Below are 22465 nucleotides of genomic sequence, written 5' to 3'. Positions count from 1 at the left end.
CCTGGACGCTGATGTACCACTCCGTGGACGAGTGCCGGGACGACCCGTATCTGGTGACGGTGACGCCTGAGCGCCTCCGGCGGCAGCTGGCGTGGCTGCGGCGGCGCGGGCTGACCGGCGTGGGCGTACGGGAGTTGCTGCGGGCGCACGCGGCCGGGCGGGCGCGGCGGCTGGTCGGGCTGACCTTCGACGACGGCTACGCCGACTTCGTGGAGCACGCGGTGCCCGCGCTGCTGCGGTACGGCCACACCGCGACGGTGTTCGTGCTGCCGGGCAGGCTCGGCGGCGTCAACGCCTGGGACGAGAAGGGCCCGCGCAAGCCGCTGCTGACCGCGGACGGCATCCGCGCGGCCGCCGCGGCCGGGATGGAGGTCGGCTCGCACGGCCTGCTGCACCTGGACCTGACCGCCGCCGACGACGACGTACTGACCGCCGAACTCACCGAGAGCCGCAGCCGGTTGGCGGACATCACCGGACGGACGCCGACCGGCTTCTGCTATCCGTACGGCGCGACCGACGCCCGCGCGGTGGCCGCGGCCCGCCGCGCCGGATACGGCTACGCGTGCTCGGTCGACCCGGGTCCGCTCGCCGGGACCTTCGCGCTGCCGCGCGCGTACATCGGCCAGCGGGACGCGGCGGGGCGGCTGAACGCCAAACGGCTGCTGCACCGGCTGCGGACGGCGAAGGGCGCCGCCGGCGGGGGAGGGGCGGACCGATGAGGGTGCTGCACATCGTCACCGGCCTCGGCATCGGCGGCGCCGAGCAGCAACTGCGGCTGCTCGTACGCCACTTGCCCGCCACCTGCGAGAGCGAGGTGGTGACGCTGACCAATCCGGGCCCGGTCGCGGACGGCCTGCGCGCGGACGGCGTGCGCGTCACGCACCTCGGCATGGGCGGAAACCGCGACCTGGCCGCGCTGCCCCGGCTGACCTCGCTGATCCGCGCGGGCCGCTACGACGTGGTGCACACCCACCTCTACCGGGCCTGCGTGTACGGCAGGATCGCCGCCCGGCTGGCCGGGGTCCGCGCGGTCGTGGCGACCGAGCACTCGCTCGGCGACTCGCAGATCGAGGGCCGCCCGCTGACCCGCGGCACCCGGGCGCTCTACCGGGGGACCGAACGCCTCGGTGTCGGCACCGTCGCCGTCTCCGCGACGGTCGCGCGCCGGCTGCGCGAATGGGGCGTGCCCGAAGAGCGCATCCATGTGGTGCCCAACGGCATCGACCCGGACCGGTTCCGCTTCGACCCGGCCGTACGGGCCGCCGCGCGCGCTCAACTGGGCTTCTCCGAGCGGACGTTCGTGATCGGCGGGGTCGGCCGCCTGGTGCCGGGCAAGAACGTCGACGTGCTCGTACGGGCACTGCCGGCCGTGCCCGCCGCGCGGCTGCTGATCGTCGGCACCGGGCCCGAGCACGACCATCTGCTGCGGCTGGCGCGGTCCCTCGGCGTCGCACCGCGCGTGCACCTGGTGGGCGCGGCGGGCGGCCGGGACGGGGCGGGCGTAATGCCCGAACTGCCCGCGCTGCTGGCCGCGATGGACGTCTTCGTGTCGGCCTCGCGCGAGGAGTCCTTCGGGCTCGCGATGGTCGAGGCGCTGGCGGCCGGGCTGCCCGTACTGCACATGGCGTGCCCGGCGATCGAGGACCTGCCGTCGGCCGCCGCGCCCGGCGCCCGGCGGATCGGCACCGACGTCCGCGACCTGGTCGCCGCGCTGCACACGCACTACGCCCGGCACACCGGCCCGCACGCGGGCCCCGACGCGGGGGCGCGGCGGCTGCCGGTGCCGGCCGCCGTCGACAGCTACCACATCGCCCGCACCGCCGAGCGGGTGCACGCGCTGTACGCCGCCGCGACCGGCACCGGGCCCGGGCCCGACTCCGGCGCGCACGTATCCGAGGACATCCCGGCGGTCACCGCCTCCCCGGCAGGACTGAAGAAATGAGACGACCCATGCAGGACACCGCGACGAAGGACACGACCCGTACCGCAGGTTCCAGCGGGAACGGAGGCGGGAACAGGACCGGAAGCGGGAAGGGGAGCGGAAGCGGCAGGGGGCAGCGCGCCGCCGCCCGCCGCTCCTCCTGGCGCAACGCGCCGCGCTGGCTGCCGCTGCCGCTCTGCCTGGGCGTCGGGCTGCTCGGCGGCCTCGGCTACGGGCTTACGGCGACCCCGCAGTACAGCGCCACCAGTTACGTCATCGTCGTGCCGCAGCACGGCGACGGCGATTCGACGACCGTCACCGGCTTCGCGCAGGCGTACGGCCGGATCGTCACCGGTTCCGCCGTCCTCGCGGGGGCGCAGGCCACCGCCGGGATCGCCGTGGACGACCTCAAGGGCAAGGTGCAGGCGGCGACCTCGCCGGACGCGCCGATGATCTCGATCACCGGCAGCGGCTCGCGCGGCGCGTCCGCCGCGAAGATCGCCAACGCCGTGGCCGACTCCCTCGCCGCCACCGGCAACCGCAACGCCGCGAGCACCGGCGTCCGCCTGCTGGTCTTCTCCCCCGCCGCCGTGCCCACCTCCCCCGCCTCGCCGTCCGCCGCGCTGTCCACCGCGGTCGGCGCCAGCGCCGGCGGCCTCCTCGGCGCCCTGATCCTCCTGGTCCGCCCGCGCGACCGCCGCGACGGTCCCGCGGCGCCCGTCGTCCCGGCCCCCGCCCACACCCCGGCCCAGGGCCACGCCCCGACCGCGATGGCCAGGGAAGCGGTGTGACGGCCCGTCAGGGGCAGGGGACGACGGCGCCCCCGAGCGCGGACGGCGCGCCACCCGCGCGGCCGGGGTCCGGGCCGGCGCCCGGGCTCACGGACATCCGCGTACCGCGGGACGCGTCACCCGCCGCGCCCGGCACGCCCCCGCTCACCGTGTCCGTGTGCCGGGACACCGCCGGATTCGGCGCGCTGCGAGCGCAGTGGGACCGGCTGTACGGCCGGTGCGCCGAGGTGACGCCGTTCCAGAGCCACGCGTGGCTGTACTCGTGGTGGCTGTCGTACGGGGACGGGCGGCGCGGCCGGCTGCGGGTGGTGACCGTACGCCGGGGCGGGGAGCTGGTGGCGGCGGCGCCACTGATGGTGACGTACCGGCCGTGGCCGGTGCTGACCGGGCTCGGCGGGGCGATCACCGACTACACGGACGTCCTGGTCGACGAGTCGGACCCGGCCCACGCCGCCGCGCTGACCGACGGGCTGCGCCGGCTGGCGCGCACCGCGCTGATCGACCTGCGCGAGGTGCGGCCGGGGGCCGCCGCCGAGCGGGTGTACGCGGCCTGGCCCGGGCCGCGCAGGCAGCTCGCGGACTCGGTGTGCCTGGAACTGCCGGGGCTGCCGATGGACGAGCTGATCGCCAGGGTCGGCAGTTCGCGCGGCCAGCGCATCCGCTCCAATCTGCGCAAGCTCGACGCGGCGGGCGTCGAGGAACGCGCCGTGCCGCCGCTGGAGGTGCCCGCCGCCGTCGAGACGATGCTGCGGCTGCACCTGCTCCAGTGGGAGGGCCGCGGGGTGACACCCGAGCACGTACGGCCGCGGTTCGCCGAGCACCTGACGCGTGCCGCCCGGCAGATGGTCGCCTCGGGCGACGCGGCCGTCACCGAATTCCGGCTCGGCGGCGAGGTCGTCGCCGCCAACCTCACCGTGCTCTGCCCGGCGCTGACCGGCGGCTATCTCTACGGCGCCCATCCGGACCTGCGCTCCACGAAGGTGGACGTCACGACGCTGCTGATGCGGCACGGCGTCCAGCAGACGTACGGCGGCGGCCGGGCCGCCCTGAGCCTGCTGCGCGGGGCCGAGCCGCACAAATTCCACTGGCGGCCCGAGTACGTCACCAACCGGCGGCTGCTGCTGTCCGGCCGCCCGCTGGCCGGCCTGCTGCTCACCCGCGCCGCGCTGGCCGGCGCCCGCACCCGGCTGGCCGCCACCGCCAAGCGCCGCCTCCCGGCGCTGCGCGCCTGGCGGGCCCGCCTCAACGACCGGCTCGCGCGCCGGAGCCGGTCGTAGTCCCGACTCCTACGGTGTCGGGGTCGGCGAGAGCGCGGGTGTCGGGGACAGTGCGGGCGTCGGGCTGAGCGACGGGGCCGGCGTCGTCGCCTGAGGCGTCGGTGTCGTCGGAGCCGGCTTCGCCGTCGTCGGCTTCGGCTTCGGTGTCGGTGTCGAGGACGCGGGCGGCGCCTTCGGCTGAAGCCGGATGCAGATCTCGCCGCTCGCGTACTGCTTCTTCTGCTCCTCGGTGAGCTGGATCGGCAGGCACGCCTCCACCGGCGGCGGCAACGGCGTCGGCCCGGCCTGCGGATTCGGCGTGGCCGTCGGCGACCCGGACGGCGACACCGTCGGCACCGCCACCGGAGTGAGCGCCGGGGTCGGCGTCACGGGCGGCAGCACACTCGGCGTCACCGTAGGCGTGGTCGGGACGGGCGTGGTCGGAATCGGCGTGGTCGGCGTCGCACTCGGGGAGACGGTCGGCGTGGGCGTACCCGAAGGCGTCGGTGTACCCGTCTCCGTGGGAGTAGGCGTCGGCGTGGGCGTCGGCTCCGGGGCCGGCTTACGGCCGAAGAGGACGCTGCGGTAGACCTTCGACGACTTCGGGTTCTCCGTGCACTGCCACACGCCGTGCGGGCAGTAGTCGGTGATGGTCTGGTACATCGGTTCGTGGTCGTCGATCCACTGCAGCATCTTCCGCATGTAGTCGGGGTTGTCGCCGTTGCGGAACAGCCCCCACTCCGGGTACGAGATCGCCTTGCCGTGCTGCGCGGCGAAGTCCACCTGCGCCTGGAGCCCGTACGGCTCGGTGATCTGGTCGTTGAAGGTCTCGCCGGGCGGCTGGTCGTAGGAGTCCATGCCGACGATGTCCACGGACTTGTCGCCGGGGTAGCACTCCGTCCAGCCGATGGCGTCCTGGCCGCGGTTGGGCGTGAAGTCGAAGCGGAAGTGCTGGCCGGGGACGGCGCGCATGGCGGCGACGATCCGGTTCCAGTACGTCTTCCAGCCCTCCGGGTCGGGCCCGCAGCGGTGGGTGTACGTGGTGCCGTTCATCTCCCAGCCGAGGACGATCACGGTGTCGGGCACGCCGAGGTCGACCAGCCGCATGGCCAGCTTGGTGAAGTGGGCGTCGAAGTCGCCGCGCGCGCCCTGCCGGATGAGGCCGCGCACCTCGCTGTCGGGGACGTGGTCCTCGTTGTGCTCCTGCATCGGCACGTTGAGCACGAAGAGCCGGTCCTGCTTGGCGCGCTTCCAGGCGGCCCACGGCTTGAGCAGCCCGCCCGCGCCCTCGATGCCCGACCAGTCGTCGCCTGGCAGATAGGTGTGGCCGACCGTCGCCTCGGTGCCGCCGAGCCAGTTCTCCAGGCCGTTGATCCGCTGCACCCCCTCGGCGCCGGAGTCGGTGAACGCGCCCATGGGGGCGTACGAGGCGTGCGGCGGGGGCGTGGGGGAGGAGGTTCCGGAAGAAGAGGTGGGGGTGGCGGAGGGAGCGCCCGGGCTGCCCGCGGCGGGCGCGCCGGTGGCGGCGGACCCGGCGAGCGCGGTGAACAGCGAGCGCCCGGCGAACGGCGAATCCCCGGCCGTGCCGGACAGACCCGTGGCGATCACGGCCGCGGCGACGACCCCGACGCCCGCACCTGTCAGCCATTGGCGTCGGTTGGCCATGGTCACTCCTCATTCACCGTCAATGCGCCGTCAGCGGCGTGGCGTCACCACGCACCTAACGACCAGTCATAACGTATGAGTAATTGGCGCGCTCTTCGGCGTAGGCCAAAAGAATCGATACGGCCTCCGTGCCCCATCGCGGTTTCCGAAAGGCCATCAATACCGGCACCGAGCCGATCGCGACATCACTCGGGCGGATGAATTTCCTTGCATGGCCCACTGATTATCCGGTCCGCCTCACCCCTACGGCGGCATGATGAACCGCGGAAACGGCCGGAGGAGAGGAGTGTGTCGGACATGAGCGATGCCCTGCGGAACGAGAACGACAAGCCTTCGCGCCCCCGCGGCTCGACCCGCCGACGGGTCATCAGACGGGGCCTGGGCACCGTGGCCGCCGTGTCGGGCACCGCCGCGGCACTGCGCCCGATGCTGACCGCGCGGGCCGGCGGCGACGCCACCGCGCTCGCGGAACCGCCCGCCGCCGTCGAGGCGGCACCCGTGCCCGGCGCCGGCGCCGCCCTCTTCGACGAGGTCTACCGCGGGCGCCGCATCCAGGGCTTCAGCTCGGCCGGGGACGCCGGCGTGGACATCCGGATCGACGGGCGCGCGCTGGGGGTGATGCGGCGGGTGGACGGCAGCTTCATCAGCATGGCCAACCACTACCAGCCGTTCCCCACCGCGCTCGGCACCGCGCGCGCCGCGGTCGACCAGATCGGCCGCGCCCAGCTGTCCGCGAACGCCGAGCACCACCACTGACGGCCCAGCGCCGTACGACCGCCGAGGGGTCAGCTCCTGTGTACACCCGAATCAATCAGCGGCACCTGACCAGCACACAGCGCGCCAGATTCGTCGAGGCCGTGCTGGAACTCAAGCGCATGGGCAGCTACGACCAGTACGTCGTCACGCACGCCAAATACTTCGCCGCGGACGGCGAGAGCGGACTGCGGGTCGCCCACATGGCGCCGACCTTCTTCCCCTGGCACCGCCGCTTCCTGCTCCAGTTCGAGTCCGACCTGCGGATGCTCGACCCGGGCGTCTCGCTGCCCTACTGGGACTGGACGGTCGACAACTCCAAGGACTCGCCCCTGTGGGGCCCGGACTTCATGGGCGGCGACGGGCGCGACAGCGACGGCCAGGTGATGACCGGGCCGTTCGCGTACCAGACCGGCGACTGGCCGATCCGGTACGGGGTCACCGACGAGAAGTTCCTGACCCGCAATCTGGGGCGGCCGTACCACCCGATCAAGCTGCCGACCAGGACGGAGCTGAGCAACGCGCTCGGCAATCCGGTCTACGACGTCGCGCCGTGGAATTCCGCGCCGACGACCAAGGGCTTCCGCAACACCATCGAGGGCTGGACCGTCAGCGACACCAAGGGCGGCTATCTGCACAACCGGGTGCACCAGTGGGTCGGCGGCCACATGGTCGGCGGCACCTCGCCCAACGACCCGGTGTTCTGGCTGCACCACGCCTTCCTCGACCTGGTCTGGGACCGCTGGCAGCGCAAGCACCCGCGGTCCTCGTACCTGCCGGCCAAGCCGCTGTCGGCCAAGGTCCCCGAGCACGGCCGGGTGATCAGCGCCGACGAGCCGATGCCGCCGTGGAACGAGAAGCCGTCGCAGTGGTTCGACCACCGCCGCTACTACCGGTACGAGGAGAGCTGAGCCCGGCGGCAGCCCACCAGCGGGCATGAGGCACGCGGGCATGAAAACGGCCTCCCGTACACGCACAAGGTGACGGGAGGCCGCGGTGGTGCGGAATTACCACTCGCCGCCGTTGTCACCGGAGACGTTCGCGCAGGTGTTGCCGAACGCCGGGTTCAGCAGGCCGATGACGTCCACGGTGTTGCCGCACACGTTGACCGGCACGTGCACGGGGACCTGGACCAGGTTGCCGGACAGAACGCCCGGGGAACCGACAGCGGCACCCTGCGCGCCCGAGTCGGCAACAGCCATACCGGCACCGGCGGCCAGAACGGCACCCGCCGCGGCGGTGACAGCCGCCGCCTTTGCGATACGCGACATGAAGATCTCCTTGAGACGAAACTCAACCGCAATACCTGCGGCGTTGACGCTGTGCGCAACGGGACGGGATCACCAATGGTCACGCAGGTTGGGCTGAACCGGTGACGTCGCACCCGAATGGGCCGAAGGGGTGAACGCCGATTGGCGTTCACCCCTTCGGCCGGTGTTGCCCCGGTGCGTTACGGCGTCAGAGCGCCGGAGCCGCGGGCAGCGACGGGACGGACGGCGCCCCGGGGACGGACGGCAGGGACGGCAGTGCGGGCAGGCCCGGCAGGTTCGGCGCGGGCAGGCCGCCGGACAGGACGGTGGCGACGGCCACGTTGACCAGGCCGGTGACGACGCCGGTGGCGGCGGTCAGCAGCCCCGCCGCGTCACCGGCCTTGGACGCCTTGACCAGGTTGTCGACGGCCGTCTGGAGCGCGGCGAGGGCGTCGGCCTTCACGTCACGCGTCGCGGTCGGCTTGGCCGGCACGGTCGCGGCCTTGCCCGGGGTGCCCAGGCTCGGCACGGCGGGCGCGGCCGGGGCCGCGGGGGCGGCCGGGGCGGCCGGGGCGGCGGCCTTGGCGGCGTCGATCGCCGACTTGGCGGCGGCCGCGTCGGCGGTGACGGTCTCGGGCGTGACGGTGCCGGGCTTGGCGAGTACGTCCTGGACCAGTTTCGTGACCGGCGTGATGACGCCTGCCATGTCTCCCAGGGACTTGGCCTGCGCGAGCAGCGCGGTCGCGTCCGGCGCCGCCTGCGTCGCCGAGGTGCCCGCGGGCTTGGTGTCCGCGGGGGCGGCGGCAGCGGCGGTCGTCGAGAGCGCGCCGCCCGCGAGGGTCGCGACGAGCGCGCCGGCGACGACCACGCCGGTGATCCGGTGGGTACGCATGGAAAGGAATTCCCTTCGTGGATGAACAACTACTCCACCACCGTGAAAAGCGGACAGTAGGACCGCAACCGCTGAGAGTGAACGCGCCCGCCGTACGGTCCCGCGTGAACTGCGCGATTTCCGCGCCGCGCCGCCGCCGACGGAAATCCCGCTGATGGGCCGTTAGGGTGCGTACGCACCGCCGGGATCTCCACGAACGGACGAATCCGGGAGCCGGGTGTCGCCCGCCGAGGTGATATCCGGCCCGGCCGGGCTCCGGCGGCCGTTAGGGTCCGGCGCATGAGCCAGACCAATACCGCCGTGAATTCCACCCTCCAGCGCCGGCTCGGCACCCTTGTGGTGATTCCCTGGGCCGGGGAACACCATGAGGACGGCCGCGACATGCCGTTCCTGATGGCCTATTCGCTCGGCGACGGGCCCGACGGTCCCGAGTCGGGACAGGAGGCGGCGCTGGCCGTCGCGGAAGAGGTCGGGCTGCCCGTCGGCGGCGCCGTCCTCGACGTCAAGCAGGCGCCGAACGTGCCCGTCAAGATCCTGGTCGAGGGCGGCCAGGTCGTGCTGACCATGCCGTATCTGCACGCCGCCTGCCCGGTGCCGGAGCAGTGGGTGAACGCGGCGCAGGACCGCGGCGCCGTCTACTTCATCCTCGCCACCCGCGCCTGGCCGGAGGCCAAGCCGGGCACCCCGGTGACCGAGGAGACCCTCCAGTCCTTCGCCGGGAACGTGGACGTGCTCGGCACCGCCGCGCACTGCCTGGTGCCGGTCGGCACCCTCAAGGGCTGACCCGCTCCCGAGCCCGACGCACGAGGGGCGCCTCACCCGTTCGGGTGAGGCGCCCCTCGTGCGTCGGGCTCGGGTCAGTGCACCAGGTCGTTGGCGGCGTTGACCGCGTCGGTGCCGGCCTGGGCGACGTTCTGCACGTCCTGGACCTTCTGGTCGACCTTGTAGTCGCCCAGCACGCTGGAGGTGGCGCCCTTGACCTGCTCGCCCGTGGTGGCGGCGGTGATCGCGGTGCTGCTCAGGGTGGAGCCGAGGTCCGCGGACTGCTCGGCGGCCATGGCGGCGGGGGCGGCGGCAGCGAGCAGGAAGGAGCCCGCGGCGGCGGCGGTGAGGATTCGGCTTGCGTTCATGATCGATACAACGCGTGAACCGCCCGCAGGGCACGCGGACCGTCCCGGTCCGGGTCGGGGCGCGCCCGTACCGGCCGGTCCGCGCCCGTACGGCCCCGACCGGCTGTTGCACTCACGTGACAACAGGCTGACACGGGACGGACGTTGGGCGCGCAGGCTGGCGGCACCGGCCCGGGGAGGCCGGCGAAGGCCACCGTGTCCGTTCCTTGGGGGGAACCCGTCATGACCGTTCGCGCCCGCCGCCGCAGCACCGCCGCCGCCATCGCGCTCACCGCCGCCGTCACCGCGGGCGCCACGATGCTGCTGTCCGCCTGCGGTCCCACGGACGGCACGGCGACCGACCCTGCGCCGTCGGCGACCAGCGGCGGGCAGGGCGGGCAGGGCGGGCAGGGCGGGCAGAAGGGCGACTCGGGCGGGGACGACGGCGCCAACGGCTCGGGCGCCAAGCCGGTGTCGACCGGCACCCCGGCCGCGCCCAAGGTCAACGGCACCGCGCACAACGGCCTCACGATCAGCGACGGCAGCCGCTATGTGGTGATGAACGGCACCCGCGTGGACTTCGGCACCGAGGTCCGCGACCTGGCCTGGTCGCCGGACGGCGCGAAGGCCGCCTTCATCGACGGCGACGGCGACCTCGTGGTCAGCGGCCCGGACGGCAGTGGCCGTACGGTCGTCGCCAAGAACCCCGGCAACCAGAACTGGTCGCACCCCACCTGGCAGGTGCGCGCGAACGACGCGAGCAACGGCGTACCGGCCACGAACAACCTCTTCTTCGCCGGCCGCGCGGGCGGCGTCTCGCGGCTCTACCTCGTCCCGGCGGGCGCGCACGGCGCGACCCCCGCCGAACTGCCGCTGAACCGGCTCTTCGACGACAATCCGACGCCGCTGCCCAAGACCGGCAACGTCTGGCCGAACGCGGCGGGCAAGTACGGCGACGCCGTCTACGCCAACAGTGACGACGGCAAGGTCTACATCCGCGACGACTACCTGCGGCAGCAGGGCTTCGCGCTCACCGAGGGCTCGGAGCCCGCGACCTCGCCGGTGCAGGAAGGCGGTGTCGTCTTCGTCCGGTCGGTCGGCGGCCACGACCACCTGTTCCTGGAGAAGTCCGACGGCAACGGCCACGCGCTGTACAAGGACCTCACCCCGAACGCCGCCACCGACTACACCGAGCCCGCCTACTCGCACGACGGCGGCACCATCGCCGCACGCACCCCGGCCGGCATCGTGACGCTGCCTGCCGACGGCTCGCGGCCGCCGGTCAAGGTCTCCGACTACACCGGACTGCCCGCCTACCGGGGGTAGTTGTCAGCGGGCGCGGTCCTCCGTACCGGAAGCACGGTCCAACTCCGCCCGCAGCTCGGCCAGATGGGCGTCGGCTGTGTCGTGCGGCAGGAATTCCACGACGTCCAGGAAGCGGAAGAGCACCTGGGACGCGGTGATCCCGAACTCGTAGTCCGCGAAGCCGACCACCGCGCCCGTCGTGCCGCGCACCGCGCCGCGCACGACGTGTTCGGTCAGCTCGTCCGGCTGCCGCGCGTCCAGGCCGCGGCGCGCGTTGGGCCGGGCCAGGTACGGGCAGACCATCGAGGCGTAGAGCATGCAGGCGCGGTGGCCCGGGCCCTCCAGGGTCGGCGTCATGTTCCGGTACGGGCGCCCGGCGGCCAGCGCGTCGCCGATCGCGGCGCTCTCACCGGCGCCCACCACCCGCCACACCGGGCCGCGCGGCATCAGCGTGCCGCACACCGAACACAGCCGCCGCCGCGCGCAGTTGGCGCTGCGGCCGTAGTCGGTCAGCGCGAACTGCGGCTGGTCGTCCTGCCACGGGGTGATCGCGGGCACCGGATAGCCGCGCGGGTCGCTGGGCCTGGCCGCGACCGGCGGCGGCATGGGAACGGAGTCGAAGCGCACGGCCGTCAGCCTGTCAGGACGCCCGGCGCCTGCGGAAGAGCCGCCCCAACCCGGCCCGGCGGGACGGGAGTTCGGCCGCCTCTTCCGCTACAGCCTCCGGTACGGCTTCCCGTGCGGCGGCCTCCGCCGCCTCGCGCCCGGCCTGCTGCTCACGCCACTGCGTCACCGTCCGCTCGACGTCGAACAGGCCCATGTTCAGCGGCGGCCCCTCCTGCGGGCGGGCCAGCGTCTCGCGGATGCGGTCGTTGATCTCCGCGAGGATCTCCCGCACGCGCTGCTCGGAGCGGGCGGCGGCGACGGCCGCCATCGCGTCCTCGGCCTCCTTGCGCACGATCAGCGACGGCGGCAGCGCGGCCAGGCCCTCCTGCCGCATCTTGTCCTTGATCCACCACGCCTCGTCGTACGGCGCGTCCAGCGAGGCCAGCGGCTTGCCCGCGCCCGGCAGCCGGGCGAAGTCCCCGCGTTCCTCGGCCTCACGGATCTGCTGGTCGGCCCAGGTCTCGAAGGAGACACCGGGCGGCTTGCGTTCGGTCATGACACGCTCCTCCGTCCGTACCCGCCGCGGGTCCGCCGACGGCGTCCGAAGCCGCCGTCCGCACCTACCAGGTTACGGATCCGCTCTCCGGGCGTGTCCGTGAGGCCGCGGCCTCACGGACACGCCCTGGCCGCCAGCAGGGCGACGTCGTCCTCGGTGGCGGCCGGGGCCAGGCGGTGGACGATACGGGCGAGGAGCGCGTCCAGGGGGCCGGCGGCGTGCGGCAGGATGAGGCCGGCCAGGCGGGCCAGGGAGCGGTCGATGTCCTCGGTACGGCGTTCCACCAGGCCGTCGGTGTAGAGCAGCAGCGTCTCGCCGGCCCGCCACGGCACGTACACCGTCTCGTACTCGCCCCGCAGGTCCGCGCCCAGCGGCGGCCCCGGCGGTACGGGCAGCAGTCCGATCCGGCCCGCGGGCGTCACGACGGCGGGCGGCAGATGGCCCGCGCTGGCGAACCAGCAGCCGCCGCGCGCCGGATCGGCGAGCCCGAGCAGGCAGGTGGCGGGCCGTTGGGCGCCGGCCGCGGCCAGCAGCGCGTCCATCCGGCGCAGGATGCGGTCGGGCGCGTCGCCCTCGCCCGCGACCGCCCGCAGCATCGAGCGGTAGTGGCTCATCTCGACGGCCGCGTCCACGCCGTGCCCCATCACGTCGCCCATGGCCAGCAGCGTCACCCCGCCGGGCAGCGCCATCGCGTCGTACCAGTCGCCGCCGACCAGGTCGGTGGCGCCGGCCGGAAGATAGCGGGTGGCGACGTCGAGCCCGGGGTGCGGGGTGCCGGGCGCGGCCAGCAGGGCGCGTTGCAGCTCCACCGCGATGCCGTGCTCGCGGCTGTAGCGGCGGGCGTTGTCGAGGCTGATCGCGGCGCGGTCGGCGAGTGTCTGCGTGACCGCGATGTCCTCGGAGCCGAAACCGGGCGAGTCCTCCGCCCGTACCAGCGTGACCGTGCCGAGCCGGTCGCCGCGCGCGGTCAGCGGGACGACGAGCACCGAGTGCAGGCCGGCGGCGCGGTAGGCGGCGGCCCGTTCGGCGAGCGGCGCCGACAGGCCGAGGCCCGCGCCGTGCGGCACGTCCCGCAGCACCGGCCGTCCGGACTCCAGGCAGTCCGGGATCGCCGTGCCGGGACCGTAGTCCACGTACTCCCCCTGCACCCCGAAGTCCTCCGCCCGGTCGCGCAGCGCGGGCCGTGCCGCGATCGCCGCGCGGCGCAGCCGCACCGTGTCCGGCGGCGGCGGCCGGTGCCCGGCGCGCGTGCCGTCGTCCAGCACCGCCACGGTCGCGACGTCCGAGATCACCTCGACCAGCAGGTCCGCCAGCTCCTGGCAGGTGCGGTCCATCTCCAGCGTGGAGCCGATCCTGACGTTCGCGGCGTCGAGCAGCAGCAGCCGCTCCCTGGCCCGTTCCAGCTCGCGCTGCGACTCGCGGTCCTCGCTGACCTCCAGGATCACCAGGCCGACGCCCGCGACCCGGCCGTCCGCGGTCTCCAGCCGGTGGCAGCCGCCCTGCCAGTAACGCTTGCGGTGCGGGGAGTCCGCGCGGGTCTGCCCGCTGGAATGCAGCACGCGCGGCCGGCCGTCGGCGAGCACCGCCCGCAGCATGCCGTGGTCGACGTCGACCCCGGGCACGCTCTGCGCGATGGTCAGGCCGACGTGGTCGGCGGCCGGCAGGCCGTTGGTGCGGGCGAGCGACGGATTGACCCAGACGAAGCGCAGCTCGGTGTCCAGGGCGGCGATCCCGACCTCCGTCCCCTCCAGCAGCGCGCGCCACAGCCAGTCATCGCGGTTCACCTGTTCCACGGTGCCCGCCGGGGGGCGAATCGGCGAGCCGGGTTCCGTCGGCCGGGCCATCGCCCGTACGTCCCGGGTCGCGTGCCCGACCCTGGTCGGGGGACAGCTCGGCGGCGATCCGCTCCCGCATCGGCCGGCGGCGCAGCGCCGCCAGCGCCTCGTCGACGAGGCGGCCGAGCGGATACGGCAGCTCCGTCTCCAGCGCGTGGGCCGCCGCGCGGGCGGCGGCCCACTCCGTGTCCAGCGCGGGCAGCAGCTCGCGGGCGGCGGGCGTGAGCCGGACGATCCGCTGCCGGGCGTCGGCGCCGGGCGCCAGCTCCACCAGGCCCTGGGCGGTCATCCGGGCAACGGTCTGGCTGGCGGCCGAATGCGTGACGCCGAGCCGTACGGCCAGGTCCCGGATCGACAGCGCGCCGGACGCGGCGAGCGTACGGACCACGGGGGTGAACCGCGGCCGGAAGCCGTCGGGGAGGCCGAGGGCGGGGTAGAGCGAGGCGAGGTCGCCGTCCAGCAGCTCCAGGAGGTGGCGCAGGCGGGTGCCGAGGAGGTCCGTGCTCGTGGGGCTCATGAGGGTTAATCTAACAGCGCTGTTAGATTGCGTCCGACCGGGCGGCCGGACCGCCCATGACGCCTTTGACGCCTTGACGGGGGAGCCGCGGATGTACCCACCCACAGAGCCGTACGACCAGGGCCTGCTCGATGTCGGCGACGGCCAGCACGTGTACTGGGAGACCTGCGGCAATCCCGCGGGCAAGCCCGCGCTCGTCGTGCACGGCGGCCCCGGCTCCGGCTGCGGGCCGGGGTGGCGCCGCTGGTTCGACCCGGCCCGCTACCGCACCGTCCTGTTCGACCAGCGCGGCTGCGGACGCAGCACCCCGCACGCCGCCGACCCGGCCACCGACCTCACGCACAACACCACCGACCACCTGATCGCCGACATGGAACGCCTCCGCGTCCGGCTCGGCATCGACCGCTGGCTGCTGATGGGCGGCTCCTGGGGCTCGACGCTGATCCTCGCGTACGCGCAGCGGCACCCCGAGCGCGTCTCGGAGATCGTGATCAGCGGGGTCACCACGACCCGGCGCGCTGAGATCGACTGGCTCTACCGCGGTGTCGCCCGCTTCTTCCCCGCCCAGTGGGAAGCCTTCCGCTCGGCCGCGGGGCCCTACGCCGACACCGGCGACGGCATCGCGGGCGGCCTCGTCGCCGCGTACGCCCGGCTCACCTCCGCCGCCGACCCGGCCGTACGGGCCAGGGCCACCGAGGACTGGTGCGCCTGGGAGGACGCCGTCCTCTCCCTCGAACCCAGCGGGTCGGCCCGCCCCTACGGCGACCGGCCCTCCGCCGCCCGGCTCGCCATGGTCCGCATCGCCGCCCACTACTTCGCCCACGGCGCGTGGCTCCCCGAGGGCGCCCTCCTCCGCGGCGCTCCCCTCCTCGGGGAGATCCCCGCCACTCTCTTGCACGGGCGGCTCGATCTCAGTTCCCCTCTCGACACCGCCTGGCACCTCGCCGCCGCCTGGCCTCGGGCCACCTTGCGCGTCATGGACGACGCCGGCCACAAGGGCGGCCCCACCATGTCCGCCGCCCTCCTCTCCGCCCTCGACACGTACGCCGCCCCGGCGTAGGGGGGTGCCCTGTTAGGGGCGCGGGGACGCGGCGCTGCGCTGGCGGAGAAGGGTGCCCGATAGGGGCGCGGGGAACTGCGCGCCCAGCCGCAACGCGCCTTCAGGCAAAAAACCGCCCCCAGCGGGGCAGACGCTGTTGTTTTGCGACCACCGGCCGGTGGGGGCGGGCCGCGCAGTTCCCCGCGCCCCTAAAAGACCTGACTCACCGCACTCCGCAGGAGACATCACGCACCCCCGCCAGGGGATCACGCACCGCACTCCGCAGGAGATCACGCACCCTCCTCCGCGAGGAGCGGGTCACCGCTTGCGTACTCCGAAGAGACTTCGGCTGATCTCGCGGCCGAGCTGGGTCCCGACCGACCGGGCGAGCGACTTGAACATCCCGCTCTGGACGACCTGTTCGACGATCCCGGCGTCCTCCCGGGACGCCTTCGCCGGGGCGGGCCCCGGCTCGGGCCCGGGCACAGGCCCGGCCTTCTCCGTGGCGGCAGCCAGCTTCTCGAAGGCGGACTCGCGATCGACGGCCTCGGCGTACCGCCCGTACAGGGACGAGGACGTGACGGCGGTGTCGAGGGCGCCGCCCTCGATCGGCCCCATCAGGGACTCCGGCGCCCGAAGGCGCGTCGCGGCCACCGGCGTGGGCGCCCCGTTCTCGCTGAGAACGGTGACCACCGCCTCACCGGTGCCGAGAGCGGTGAGCAACTCCCCGAGATCGTAAGCGGAGTGGGGAAAGGTCGACACGGTCGCGCGCAGCGCCTTCGCGTCGTCGGGTGTGAACGCCCGCAAGGCGTGCTGCACCCGGTTGCCGAGCTGGGCGAGGACGTCCCCCGGGACATCCTTCGGCGTCTGCGTGACGAAGAAGACGCCGACCCCCTTGGACCGGATCAGCCGCACGGTCTGCGTGATCGCGTCCAGAAATGCCTTCGAGGCGCCGTTGAAGAGCAGATGCGCCTCGTCGAAGAAGAAGACGAGCTTGGGCCGGTCGAGGTCGCCGACCTCGGGCAGGTCCTGGAAGAGGTCGGCGAGCAGCCACATCAGGAAGGTCGAGAAGAGCTGCGGCTTGTCCTGGACGGCCGGCAGCTCCAGGACGGAGACGAGCCCGCGCCCGTCGGCGGCCGTACGCAACAGCTCGCTGGTGTCGAATTCCGGTTCGCCGAAGAAGTCGGTGGCGCCCTGCGCCTCGAAGGCGGTGAGGGTGCGCATCAGCACCCCGGCCGTCGCCGTGGAGATCCCGCCGATCCCCTTCAGCTCCTCCTTGCCCTCGGCGGAGGTCAGGAAGCCGATGACCGCGCGCAGGTCCTTGAGGTCGTACAGCTCCAGGCCCTTGGTGTCGGCGTAGTGGAAGATCAGGCCGAGCGACTGCTCCTGGGTGGTGTTCAGGCCGAGCACCTTGGAGAGCAGGACGGGCCCGAAGGACGTGACGGTCGCCCGCAGCGGGATACCGGGGCCGATGCCGCCGAGCGCGTAGAACTCGGCGGGAAATCCGGTGGCCGTCCAATTCTGGCCGACTTCCGCCGCTCGCTGCCGGACCTTGTCGCCGGGTTCGCCGGGCGCCGACACGCCGGAGATGTCGCCCTTGACGTCCGCGAGGAAGACCGGGACGCCCTGCGCGGACAGCTGCTCGGCGATGAGCTGGAGCGTCTTGGTCTTGCCGGTGCCGGTGGCACCCGCCACCAGTCCGTGCCGGTTGAGCATGCCCAAGGGGATGCGGACGGGCGCGTCGGCGTGGCAGTCACCCTCCCAGAGCAGGGCGCCGAGATCGAGTGCGGGGCCGGTGAAGGCGTAACCCGCGGCGATCTCCGCGGCGGGGGCGGGCAGCGCGGAGCCGGGCGCGGCGGGTGAACCGGCGGGATTATTCGGCTGAGGTTCCGTCATCGCAGGCTCCCGCTCTGTACGACTATGAGGCTTTTGCCACCATCGCATCCCGGCAGCGGTGCTGCGCCCGCACAGACGGGGCCGGTAGGCTTTCCGTGTGATCTTCAAGCGCATCGGAAACGGGCGGCCGTACCCCGACCACGGCCGGGTGAGTACGCGCGAGTGGGCCGACGTCGCCCCACGTCCCGTGCGGCTGGACCAGTTGGTGACCACCAAGGGACAGCTCGACCTGGAGACACTTCTCGCCGAGGACTCCACCTTTTACGGCGACCTCTTCGCCCATGTCGTGAAATGGCAGGGCGACCTCTATCTTGAGGACGGACTCCACCGGGCGGTACGCGCCGCGCTCCAGCAGCGCCAGGTGCTGCACGCCCGGGTCCTGGAGATGGACTGACAATCCGCTTACGCTGCGCTCATGAGCATGCTGACGCCTTCCGGTATGGGTGGGAAGTACCGGGTCACCGGCAAGCAGTACCCGAGGATGCGCCGACCGCGCCGCCGCGGCCGCGTCGTGGCCGCCGTGCTCGCCTCGGTCGTCGTGCTCGGCCTCTTCGGCTACGGGGCCCTTCAGCTCGTCCATGTCTTCCGGGGCGACGACAAGGGTGACACCAAGGCGAACGCGGCCCCGCAGGACCGCCCCTGCGTCACCGTGCCGCCCACCGCCCCCACGGGCAAGCCGGCGCCGCTGCCGCAGCCCGCGGGCGTCACCATGAACGTCTACAACGCCACCGCGCGCGGCGGCCTGGCCAAGTCCACCGCGGACGAATTCGCCAAGCGCGGCTTCAAGGTGAACAAGTTCGGGAACGCGCCCGACCCGTACGACAAGAAGGTCGGCCAGGCCGCCCTGATCGTCGCCGGTCCCGCCGGTGAGGCGGCGGCCCGCGAGGCGGGCACCCAGGTGGCGGGGTCGACGGTGAAGATCGATCCCAAGCGGACCGGCAAGACCGTCGATGTGATGATCGGCTCGGCCTTCACGGCGCTCGCCGGTCCCGCCGACGTCGCCAAGGCCCGGGTCGTGGCGGCCAACCCGCCGCCGCCGAAGCCGGTGTGCGTCACGCCGAGCGCGACGCCCGGCGGGAACGCGAAGACGGGCGCGAAGGCGCCCGCCGCGAAGGACAAGGCCGCCAAGGGCGACAAGGGCGCGGCCGAGCACTGACCCGGCCCCCGCCGCGCCCGAGCGGGTGCTAGCTGACCGTGCCGTACATCCGGTCGCCCGCGTCGCCGAGGCCCGGGACGATGTAGCCGCGCTCGTTGAGCCGCTCGTCGACGGCCGCGGTGACCACCGTGACCGGCTTGCCCGCCAGCGCCCGCTCCATCGCCTCGACGCCCTCGGGCGCGGCCAGCAGGCACAGCGCCGTCACGTCGTCGGCGCCGCGCTCGATCAGCAGGTCGATCGCGGCGACCAGGGTGCCGCCGGTCGCCAGCATCGGGTCGACCACGTACACCTGGCGGCCGGACAGGTCGTCCGGCATCCGGGTGGCGTACGTCTTCGCCTCCAGCGTCTCCTCGTCCCTGACCATGCCGAGGAAGCCCACCTCGGCGGTCGGCAGCAGCCGCACCATGCCGTCGAGCATGCCGAGCCCGGCGCGCAGGATCGGCACCACGAGCGGGCGCGGGTGGGAGAGCCGGACGCCGGTGGTCGGCCCGACCGGCGTACGGATGTCGACCTGCTCGGTCCGCACGTCGCGGGTCGCCTCGTAGGCGAGCAGGGTGACCAGCTCGTCGGCCAGCCGGCGGAAGGTCGGCGAGTCGGTGCGCTCGTCGCGCAGGGTGGTGAGCTTGTGCGCGACCAGCGGGTGGTCGACAACATGGAGACGCATGAATACGACTGTATCCGGCGGGTACGGGTGCCCGTCACCACGCGTCCCCGGCCGCCTCTACCAGGCCCCTTGCCCGCACCTTCTGCGTCCGCTGTGGGGTAAACCGCGCGAACGAGGGAAACTGGGCACATACGCCCGGTGCGCCGGCCGGGTGAACCGAGCCCCAGGGATGGTGCCCGAGATGCCGGAGCCCGATCGAGACGCCGACCACGCCAAGAACGCGGGCGACGACACCGCGGACCGCGACACGGACCTGGAGCGGCGCCGCAAGCGCGCCCTGTTCCTGCGCGAGCTGAACGAGGCCAAGGAGCTGCGCGACCGTGTGCAGCCGCGACGCGCCCGGGTGGCCCGGATGCGCCAGCAGATGCGGATGCGCACCTTCCGCTGGTGACCCGCGAGGGGGGGCACCGCCACGCCGCGACACCCCGGCGCGGGCCCCCGCGGACCCCGACTTTCCCGAGAAGTGACGAAGACCTGGCACGTCGCGGTGCCGAAGACCCTTCGCGACGGCCATGTTTCTGCCACGATGCCGATGGGTGGGGCCAACAGAAGTCGAAAGCGGCCCCCGCCCGGTCCGGACGGCCTGAGACCCAGTGGGAGAGTCACGGTGTACTTCGCCGCACTGCTCGCGCGCACCGAGGACGGTTGGCAAGCGAGCGAACCCGATCTCGACGATGTGGAAACCCTCGCCGATCTGAGCGATCTGGCCCGCGCGGCCGGCGACGAGGAGGAAACGGTTCTGGTCTTCATCGAGCAGGAGGACGCCTGGTTCGGCGTCATCCGCGTCGACGGTGAAGAGGATCCCAGGATCTATGTGTCCGACGCGGCCTCGGCCGCACGCAGTTCGTACGGGGAGATCCTGCTCACCGACGAAGTGCTGGGCCGCGACCCGGAGGACCTGGACGAACTTGTCGACCTCGACGGCACCGAGGACGGCGAGGAGGACGACGAGGACGAGGAGGCCGTGGCGGGCCCCTCGGAGGACCATGTGCCGGCCGGTCCGCTCGGCGACACCGACATCCTCACGGATCTCGGCATGAGCACGAAGGAACTGCTGGCGCTCAGCGGTGACGGCGCGCTGACCGGTGAGGCGCTCGGCGAGATCGCCGACGCCCTGGGCTGCGGGGACGTGCTGGAGGCGGTCCGCTGACCGCACCCGACCCGTTGCGCGACCCCTGGGCCCCGGCGATGCGGCTGGCGCTGGAGGAGGCGGCGCACGCCCCGCTCACCGGTGACGTACCGGTGGGCGCGGTCGTGCTCGCCTCCGACGGCGCCACCGTCCTCGCCCGCGCCCGCAACGAACGCGAGGCCACCGGCGACCCCACGGCCCACGCCGAGGTCCTGGCGATCCGCCGCGCGGCGGAGGCCGTCGGGAAGTGGCGGCTGACCGGCTGCACACTGGTGGTCACCCTGGAGCCCTGCACGATGTGCGCGGGCGCCATCGTGCTGTCCCGGCTCGACCGGGTCGTCTACGGCGCCGCCGACGAGAAGGCCGGCGCGGCCGGTTCGCTGTGGGACGTGGTCCGCGACCGCCGCCTCAACCACCGCCCCGAAGTCGTCGCGGACGTCCTGCCCGCGCCCGCCGCCGACCTCCTCACCCGCTTCTTCCGCCCAAACGATTTCTGAGCACACCCCCGCGTGGGCTAGGATCTGTCTCGGTAGCGTGTCCGAGCGGCCTAAGGAGCACGCCTCGAAAGCGTGTGAGGGGGCAACTCCTCCGTGGGTTCAAATCCCACCGCTACCGCCAGCAGCAGGACGAAGAGGGCGACCCACCGCGGTCGCCCTCTTCGCGTATGCCGCCCGAAGATCCCGAGGACCCCGGAGGTGCCCGTGCCGCCGAAGCCGAAGCCGTCCGCGACGGCGGAGTCCGCGGAGCGCCGGGTCTGGTACGTGGCGTACGGGTCGAACACGCACATGGCGCGGTTGCGGTGCTATGTGGAGGGCGGGCGGGGGGTCGCGGGCGGGGGGCGGGAGTATCCGGGGTGCCGGGACCGGCGGATGCCGGAGCGGTCGGTGGGGGTGGAGCTGCCGGGGGCGGTGTACTTCGCGACGAGGTCGCCGGTGTGGGGCGGCGGGCGGGCCTTCTACGACCCGGGGGCGAAGGGCCGGGTATGGGCGCGGGCCCATCTGCTGACGGTGGGTCAGTTCTCGGACGTCGCCGCCCAGGAGATGTACGCGGCGCCCGGCCGCGATCTGGGCCTGACCCGGGTCCTCGCGGAGGGCCGCGAGGAGCTGGGCCCCGGCCGCTACGAGACGCTGGTGCACGCGGGCGATCTCGACGGCCTCCCGCTGCTCACCTTCACCGCACCCTGGGCCGCCGGCGCCGTCCCCCACGTCCCGCCGTCCCCGGCGTATCTCGCACACCTGGCGGCCGGTCTGCGCGAGGCGGGCCGCTGGAGCGACGAGGCGATCACCGGCTATCTGACGGCCCTGACCTGAGGCAGACCTTCGACGTCTAAGCGGATGATTGGGACAACAGGCCATCTGATTACGCCATCTGATGGATAGACTTCCTTGATTGCACACTTGTGACCGTCAGTGCGGGAGCTGCGGGCTGGGGAGGGCAAAGGAGCATGGCGCAGGCGAAGAAGATCACCATGTACTGCCTGGTGATCTTCGTGCTCTACACGATCATCAATCAGCCGGCCCGGGCCGCCGACCTGGTCCAGGTAGGCTTCGAGGGCATATCGAACGCCGCGAAGAGCATCGGGAAGTTCATGCACGACCTGGCCAACTGAGCCGCGCGGCACGGGATTCGGCGAGGGAGTGGCATGATCCGGCATCTGGTGCTGTTCAAGCTCAACGAGGGCGTGAGCAAGGACGAGCCGCGCGTGGCCGCGGGCGCGCGGGGCTTCGCGGAGCTGGGCGCGAAGGTCCCCGGGGTGCTGTCCTGGGAGACCGGCTGGAACCTCACGGACCGCCCGGTCGCCTATGACTTCGCCATCAATTCGTCGGTCGCGGACCAGGCGGCCCTGACGGCGTATCTGGAACACCCGGAGCACCAGGCGGCGGTCGCGCCCTGGCAGGAGTTCGCCACCTGGGTGGTCGCGGACTACGAGATCTGACCCTTCCTCGCGCCCGGCCGGAGCCCCCTCACCGCACGGTGGGGGGCTTCGTCATTTCCGCCCCCTTACCCCCCGTTTTCCGCCGGTACGCCCGCCGTCCTGCGCCCCACGGATGCCTCCACGCGCCCCGTGCGCGCCGCCGGACGGGTGACGAACAGAAGACGGACGCCTCTCCGGTTCGTACAACAC

At 73.2% G+C, this 22465-nt stretch carries 26 protein-coding genes, 1 tRNA gene and 1 pseudogene; 18 read left to right on the top strand and 10 right to left on the bottom strand.

The features are described 5' to 3' along the window. Positions 1 to 11: 11 nt before the first annotated feature. From BM076_RS05115 to BM076_RS05100, 4 genes are all read left to right on the top strand, one after another. Positions 12 to 719: a polysaccharide deacetylase family protein gene (locus BM076_RS05115; RefSeq protein WP_093712102.1), complete on the top strand. Its 708-nt coding sequence runs from the start codon at positions 12 to 14 to the stop codon at positions 717 to 719. Then, complete coding sequence (locus tag BM076_RS05110) at positions 716 to 1942, top strand: glycosyltransferase (RefSeq protein ID WP_093712101.1); 1227 nt, start codon at positions 716 to 718, stop codon at positions 1940 to 1942. Before BM076_RS05115 ends, BM076_RS05110 begins: the two co-directional genes overlap by 4 nt. Then, positions 1939 to 2712 carry a YveK family protein gene (locus BM076_RS05105; protein ID WP_177246326.1) on the top strand — a complete coding sequence of 258 codons (774 nt, stop codon included), beginning with the start codon at positions 1939 to 1941 and terminating at the stop codon, positions 2710 to 2712. The genes BM076_RS05110 and BM076_RS05105 overlap by 4 nt, the downstream gene beginning before the upstream one ends. Positions 2713 to 2807: 95 nt before the next feature. Continuing rightward, positions 2808 to 3989 carry a GNAT family N-acetyltransferase gene (locus tag BM076_RS05100; RefSeq protein ID WP_093712254.1) on the top strand — a complete coding sequence of 394 codons (1182 nt, stop codon included), beginning with the start codon at positions 2808 to 2810 and terminating at the stop codon, positions 3987 to 3989. Between the two features lie 9 nt (positions 3990 to 3998). Here BM076_RS05100 and BM076_RS05095 read toward each other — a convergent pair whose 3' ends face one another. Further along, positions 3999 to 5633 (bottom strand): glycoside hydrolase family 26 protein, encoded by a 1635-nt coding sequence (locus BM076_RS05095; RefSeq protein WP_107416933.1) that lies wholly within the window; start codon positions 5631 to 5633, stop codon positions 3999 to 4001. 297 nt (positions 5634 to 5930) lie between these two features. Here BM076_RS05095 and BM076_RS05090 point away from each other — a divergent pair, with 297 nt between their 5' ends. Together BM076_RS05090 and BM076_RS05085 are read left to right on the top strand one after the other, a co-directional pair. After that, the gene (locus tag BM076_RS05090) at positions 5931 to 6389 is read left to right on the top strand and encodes a tyrosinase family oxidase copper chaperone (RefSeq protein WP_093712100.1); all 459 of its coding nucleotides are present in this window, start codon (positions 5931 to 5933) and stop codon (positions 6387 to 6389) included. A 38-nt stretch (positions 6390 to 6427) separates the two neighbouring features. Next, positions 6428 to 7297, top strand: a complete 870-nt coding sequence (locus BM076_RS05085; RefSeq protein ID WP_093712099.1) for a tyrosinase family protein — start codon at positions 6428 to 6430, stop codon at positions 7295 to 7297. 96 nt (positions 7298 to 7393) lie between these two features. On the opposite strand, the gene BM076_RS05080 is transcribed toward BM076_RS05085, so the two are convergent. Next, positions 7394 to 7657, bottom strand: a complete 264-nt coding sequence (locus BM076_RS05080) for a chaplin (protein ID WP_093712098.1) — start codon at positions 7655 to 7657, stop codon at positions 7394 to 7396. A 187-nt stretch (positions 7658 to 7844) separates the two neighbouring features. Continuing rightward, positions 7845 to 8528, bottom strand: a complete 684-nt coding sequence (locus tag BM076_RS05075; RefSeq protein WP_093712097.1) for a hypothetical protein — start codon at positions 8526 to 8528, stop codon at positions 7845 to 7847. Positions 8529 to 8807: 279 nt separating this feature from the next. Here BM076_RS05075 and BM076_RS05070 point away from each other — a divergent pair, with 279 nt between their 5' ends. Beyond that, complete coding sequence (locus tag BM076_RS05070; protein ID WP_093712096.1) at positions 8808 to 9311, top strand: DUF5949 family protein; 504 nt, start codon at positions 8808 to 8810, stop codon at positions 9309 to 9311. A gap of 74 nt (positions 9312 to 9385) precedes the next feature. On the opposite strand, the gene BM076_RS05065 is transcribed toward BM076_RS05070, so the two are convergent. Continuing rightward, positions 9386 to 9658: a hypothetical protein gene (locus BM076_RS05065; protein ID WP_093712095.1), complete on the bottom strand. Its 273-nt coding sequence runs from the start codon at positions 9656 to 9658 to the stop codon at positions 9386 to 9388. A 222-nt stretch (positions 9659 to 9880) separates the two neighbouring features. On the opposite strand from BM076_RS05065, the gene BM076_RS05060 reads away from it, so the two are divergent. Next, complete coding sequence (locus tag BM076_RS05060; protein ID WP_093712094.1) at positions 9881 to 10963, top strand: TolB-like translocation protein; 1083 nt, start codon at positions 9881 to 9883, stop codon at positions 10961 to 10963. 3 nt (positions 10964 to 10966) lie between these two features. Here BM076_RS05060 and BM076_RS05055 read toward each other — a convergent pair whose 3' ends face one another. The 4 genes and pseudogenes from BM076_RS05055 to BM076_RS05040 form a co-directional block, all read right to left on the bottom strand. Continuing rightward, positions 10967 to 11569: a hypothetical protein gene (locus BM076_RS05055; protein WP_245795723.1), complete on the bottom strand. Its 603-nt coding sequence runs from the start codon at positions 11567 to 11569 to the stop codon at positions 10967 to 10969. A gap of 139 nt (positions 11570 to 11708) precedes the next feature. After that, positions 11709 to 12104: pseudogene (locus BM076_RS05050) on the bottom strand (DnaJ family domain-containing protein); the annotation flags it as partial. A 113-nt stretch (positions 12105 to 12217) separates the two neighbouring features. Continuing rightward, positions 12218 to 13888 carry a SpoIIE family protein phosphatase gene (locus BM076_RS05045; RefSeq protein WP_245795722.1) on the bottom strand — a complete coding sequence of 557 codons (1671 nt, stop codon included), beginning with the start codon at positions 13886 to 13888 and terminating at the stop codon, positions 12218 to 12220. Next, positions 13875 to 14456 carry a MarR family winged helix-turn-helix transcriptional regulator gene (locus BM076_RS05040; protein WP_093712252.1) on the bottom strand — a complete coding sequence of 194 codons (582 nt, stop codon included), beginning with the start codon at positions 14454 to 14456 and terminating at the stop codon, positions 13875 to 13877. The genes BM076_RS05045 and BM076_RS05040 overlap by 14 nt, the downstream gene beginning before the upstream one ends. Before the next feature lie 91 nt (positions 14457 to 14547). On the opposite strand from BM076_RS05040, the gene pip reads away from it, so the two are divergent. Next, positions 14548 to 15516 carry a prolyl aminopeptidase gene (gene pip / locus BM076_RS05035; protein WP_093712091.1) on the top strand — a complete coding sequence of 323 codons (969 nt, stop codon included), beginning with the start codon at positions 14548 to 14550 and terminating at the stop codon, positions 15514 to 15516. 297 nt (positions 15517 to 15813) lie between these two features. Here pip and BM076_RS05030 read toward each other — a convergent pair whose 3' ends face one another. Beyond that, positions 15814 to 17391: a helicase HerA-like domain-containing protein gene (locus BM076_RS05030; RefSeq protein ID WP_093712090.1), complete on the bottom strand. Its 1578-nt coding sequence runs from the start codon at positions 17389 to 17391 to the stop codon at positions 15814 to 15816. A 97-nt stretch (positions 17392 to 17488) separates the two neighbouring features. On the opposite strand from BM076_RS05030, the gene BM076_RS05025 reads away from it, so the two are divergent. Continuing rightward, positions 17489 to 17785, top strand: a complete 297-nt coding sequence (locus BM076_RS05025) for a type II toxin-antitoxin system VapB family antitoxin (RefSeq protein ID WP_093712089.1) — start codon at positions 17489 to 17491, stop codon at positions 17783 to 17785. Positions 17786 to 17806: 21 nt separating this feature from the next. After that, positions 17807 to 18547 carry a LytR C-terminal domain-containing protein gene (locus BM076_RS05020; protein ID WP_093712088.1) on the top strand — a complete coding sequence of 247 codons (741 nt, stop codon included), beginning with the start codon at positions 17807 to 17809 and terminating at the stop codon, positions 18545 to 18547. Between the two features lie 28 nt (positions 18548 to 18575). On the opposite strand, the gene upp is transcribed toward BM076_RS05020, so the two are convergent. Then, the gene (upp, locus tag BM076_RS05015) at positions 18576 to 19211 is read right to left on the bottom strand and encodes a uracil phosphoribosyltransferase (protein WP_093712087.1); all 636 of its coding nucleotides are present in this window, start codon (positions 19209 to 19211) and stop codon (positions 18576 to 18578) included. A gap of 181 nt (positions 19212 to 19392) precedes the next feature. Here upp and BM076_RS05010 point away from each other — a divergent pair, with 181 nt between their 5' ends. The 7 genes from BM076_RS05010 (at position 19393) to BM076_RS04985 (ending at position 22276) form a co-directional block, all read left to right on the top strand. Next, positions 19393 to 19602, top strand: a complete 210-nt coding sequence (locus BM076_RS05010) for a hypothetical protein (RefSeq protein WP_093712251.1) — start codon at positions 19393 to 19395, stop codon at positions 19600 to 19602. 216 nt (positions 19603 to 19818) lie between these two features. Continuing rightward, a complete protein-coding gene (locus BM076_RS05005) occupies positions 19819 to 20361 on the top strand; it encodes a tRNA adenosine deaminase-associated protein (protein WP_093712086.1) in 543 nt (180 codons plus the stop codon). 38 nt (positions 20362 to 20399) lie between these two features. Beyond that, positions 20400 to 20837, top strand: a complete 438-nt coding sequence (locus BM076_RS05000; RefSeq protein ID WP_093712250.1) for a nucleoside deaminase — start codon at positions 20400 to 20402, stop codon at positions 20835 to 20837. A gap of 31 nt (positions 20838 to 20868) precedes the next feature. Then, positions 20869 to 20958: transfer RNA gene (locus tag BM076_RS04995), tRNA-Ser, on the top strand. A gap of 77 nt (positions 20959 to 21035) precedes the next feature. Next, on the top strand, positions 21036 to 21650 hold the full coding sequence (locus tag BM076_RS04990) for a histone deacetylase (RefSeq protein ID WP_407640618.1): 615 nt from the start codon (positions 21036 to 21038) through the stop codon (positions 21648 to 21650). Between the two features lie 134 nt (positions 21651 to 21784). After that, a complete protein-coding gene (locus BM076_RS36465) occupies positions 21785 to 21949 on the top strand; it encodes a hypothetical protein (protein ID WP_177246325.1) in 165 nt (54 codons plus the stop codon). Positions 21950 to 21982: 33 nt separating this feature from the next. Beyond that, positions 21983 to 22276, top strand: coding sequence for a Dabb family protein (locus tag BM076_RS04985; protein WP_093712085.1), 294 nt, complete (start codon positions 21983 to 21985; stop codon positions 22274 to 22276). Positions 22277 to 22465: the final 189 nt, after the last annotated feature.

Source organism: Actinacidiphila alni, assembly GCF_900112845.1.
GTDB lineage: Bacteria > Actinomycetota > Actinomycetes > Streptomycetales > Streptomycetaceae > Actinacidiphila > Actinacidiphila alni.
The sequence above is the reverse complement of the archived record's forward strand: the minus strand, read 5'-3'. Positions and strand labels throughout refer to the sequence as shown.

Coding starts and splice junctions, on each gene's coding strand:
- BM076_RS05115 (WP_093712102.1), top strand. CDS start 12: ATGTACCACTCCGTGGACGAGTGCCGGGACGACCCGTATCTGGTGACG.
- BM076_RS05110 (WP_093712101.1), top strand. CDS start 716: ATGAGGGTGCTGCACATCGTCACCGGCCTCGGCATCGGCGGCGCCGAG.
- BM076_RS05105 (WP_177246326.1), top strand. CDS start 1,939: ATGAGACGACCCATGCAGGACACCGCGACGAAGGACACGACCCGTACC.
- BM076_RS05095 (WP_107416933.1), bottom strand. CDS start 5,633: ATGGCCAACCGACGCCAATGGCTGACAGGTGCGGGCGTCGGGGTCGTC.
- BM076_RS05090 (WP_093712100.1), top strand. CDS start 5,931: ATGAGCGATGCCCTGCGGAACGAGAACGACAAGCCTTCGCGCCCCCGC.
- BM076_RS05080 (WP_093712098.1), bottom strand. CDS start 7,657: ATGTCGCGTATCGCAAAGGCGGCGGCTGTCACCGCCGCGGCGGGTGCC.
- BM076_RS05075 (WP_093712097.1), bottom strand. CDS start 8,528: ATGCGTACCCACCGGATCACCGGCGTGGTCGTCGCCGGCGCGCTCGTC.
- BM076_RS05070 (WP_093712096.1), top strand. CDS start 8,808: ATGAGCCAGACCAATACCGCCGTGAATTCCACCCTCCAGCGCCGGCTC.
- BM076_RS05065 (WP_093712095.1), bottom strand. CDS start 9,658: ATGAACGCAAGCCGAATCCTCACCGCCGCCGCCGCGGGCTCCTTCCTG.
- BM076_RS05060 (WP_093712094.1), top strand. CDS start 9,881: ATGACCGTTCGCGCCCGCCGCCGCAGCACCGCCGCCGCCATCGCGCTC.
- BM076_RS05040 (WP_093712252.1), bottom strand. CDS start 14,456: ATGAGCCCCACGAGCACGGACCTCCTCGGCACCCGCCTGCGCCACCTC.
- pip (WP_093712091.1), top strand. CDS start 14,548: ATGTACCCACCCACAGAGCCGTACGACCAGGGCCTGCTCGATGTCGGC.
- BM076_RS05030 (WP_093712090.1), bottom strand. CDS start 17,391: ATGACGGAACCTCAGCCGAATAATCCCGCCGGTTCACCCGCCGCGCCC.
- BM076_RS05020 (WP_093712088.1), top strand. CDS start 17,807: ATGAGCATGCTGACGCCTTCCGGTATGGGTGGGAAGTACCGGGTCACC.
- upp (WP_093712087.1), bottom strand. CDS start 19,211: ATGCGTCTCCATGTTGTCGACCACCCGCTGGTCGCGCACAAGCTCACC.
- BM076_RS05010 (WP_093712251.1), top strand. CDS start 19,393: ATGCCGGAGCCCGATCGAGACGCCGACCACGCCAAGAACGCGGGCGAC.
- BM076_RS05000 (WP_093712250.1), top strand. CDS start 20,400: ATGCGGCTGGCGCTGGAGGAGGCGGCGCACGCCCCGCTCACCGGTGAC.
- BM076_RS36465 (WP_177246325.1), top strand. CDS start 21,785: ATGGCGCAGGCGAAGAAGATCACCATGTACTGCCTGGTGATCTTCGTG.
- BM076_RS04985 (WP_093712085.1), top strand. CDS start 21,983: ATGATCCGGCATCTGGTGCTGTTCAAGCTCAACGAGGGCGTGAGCAAG.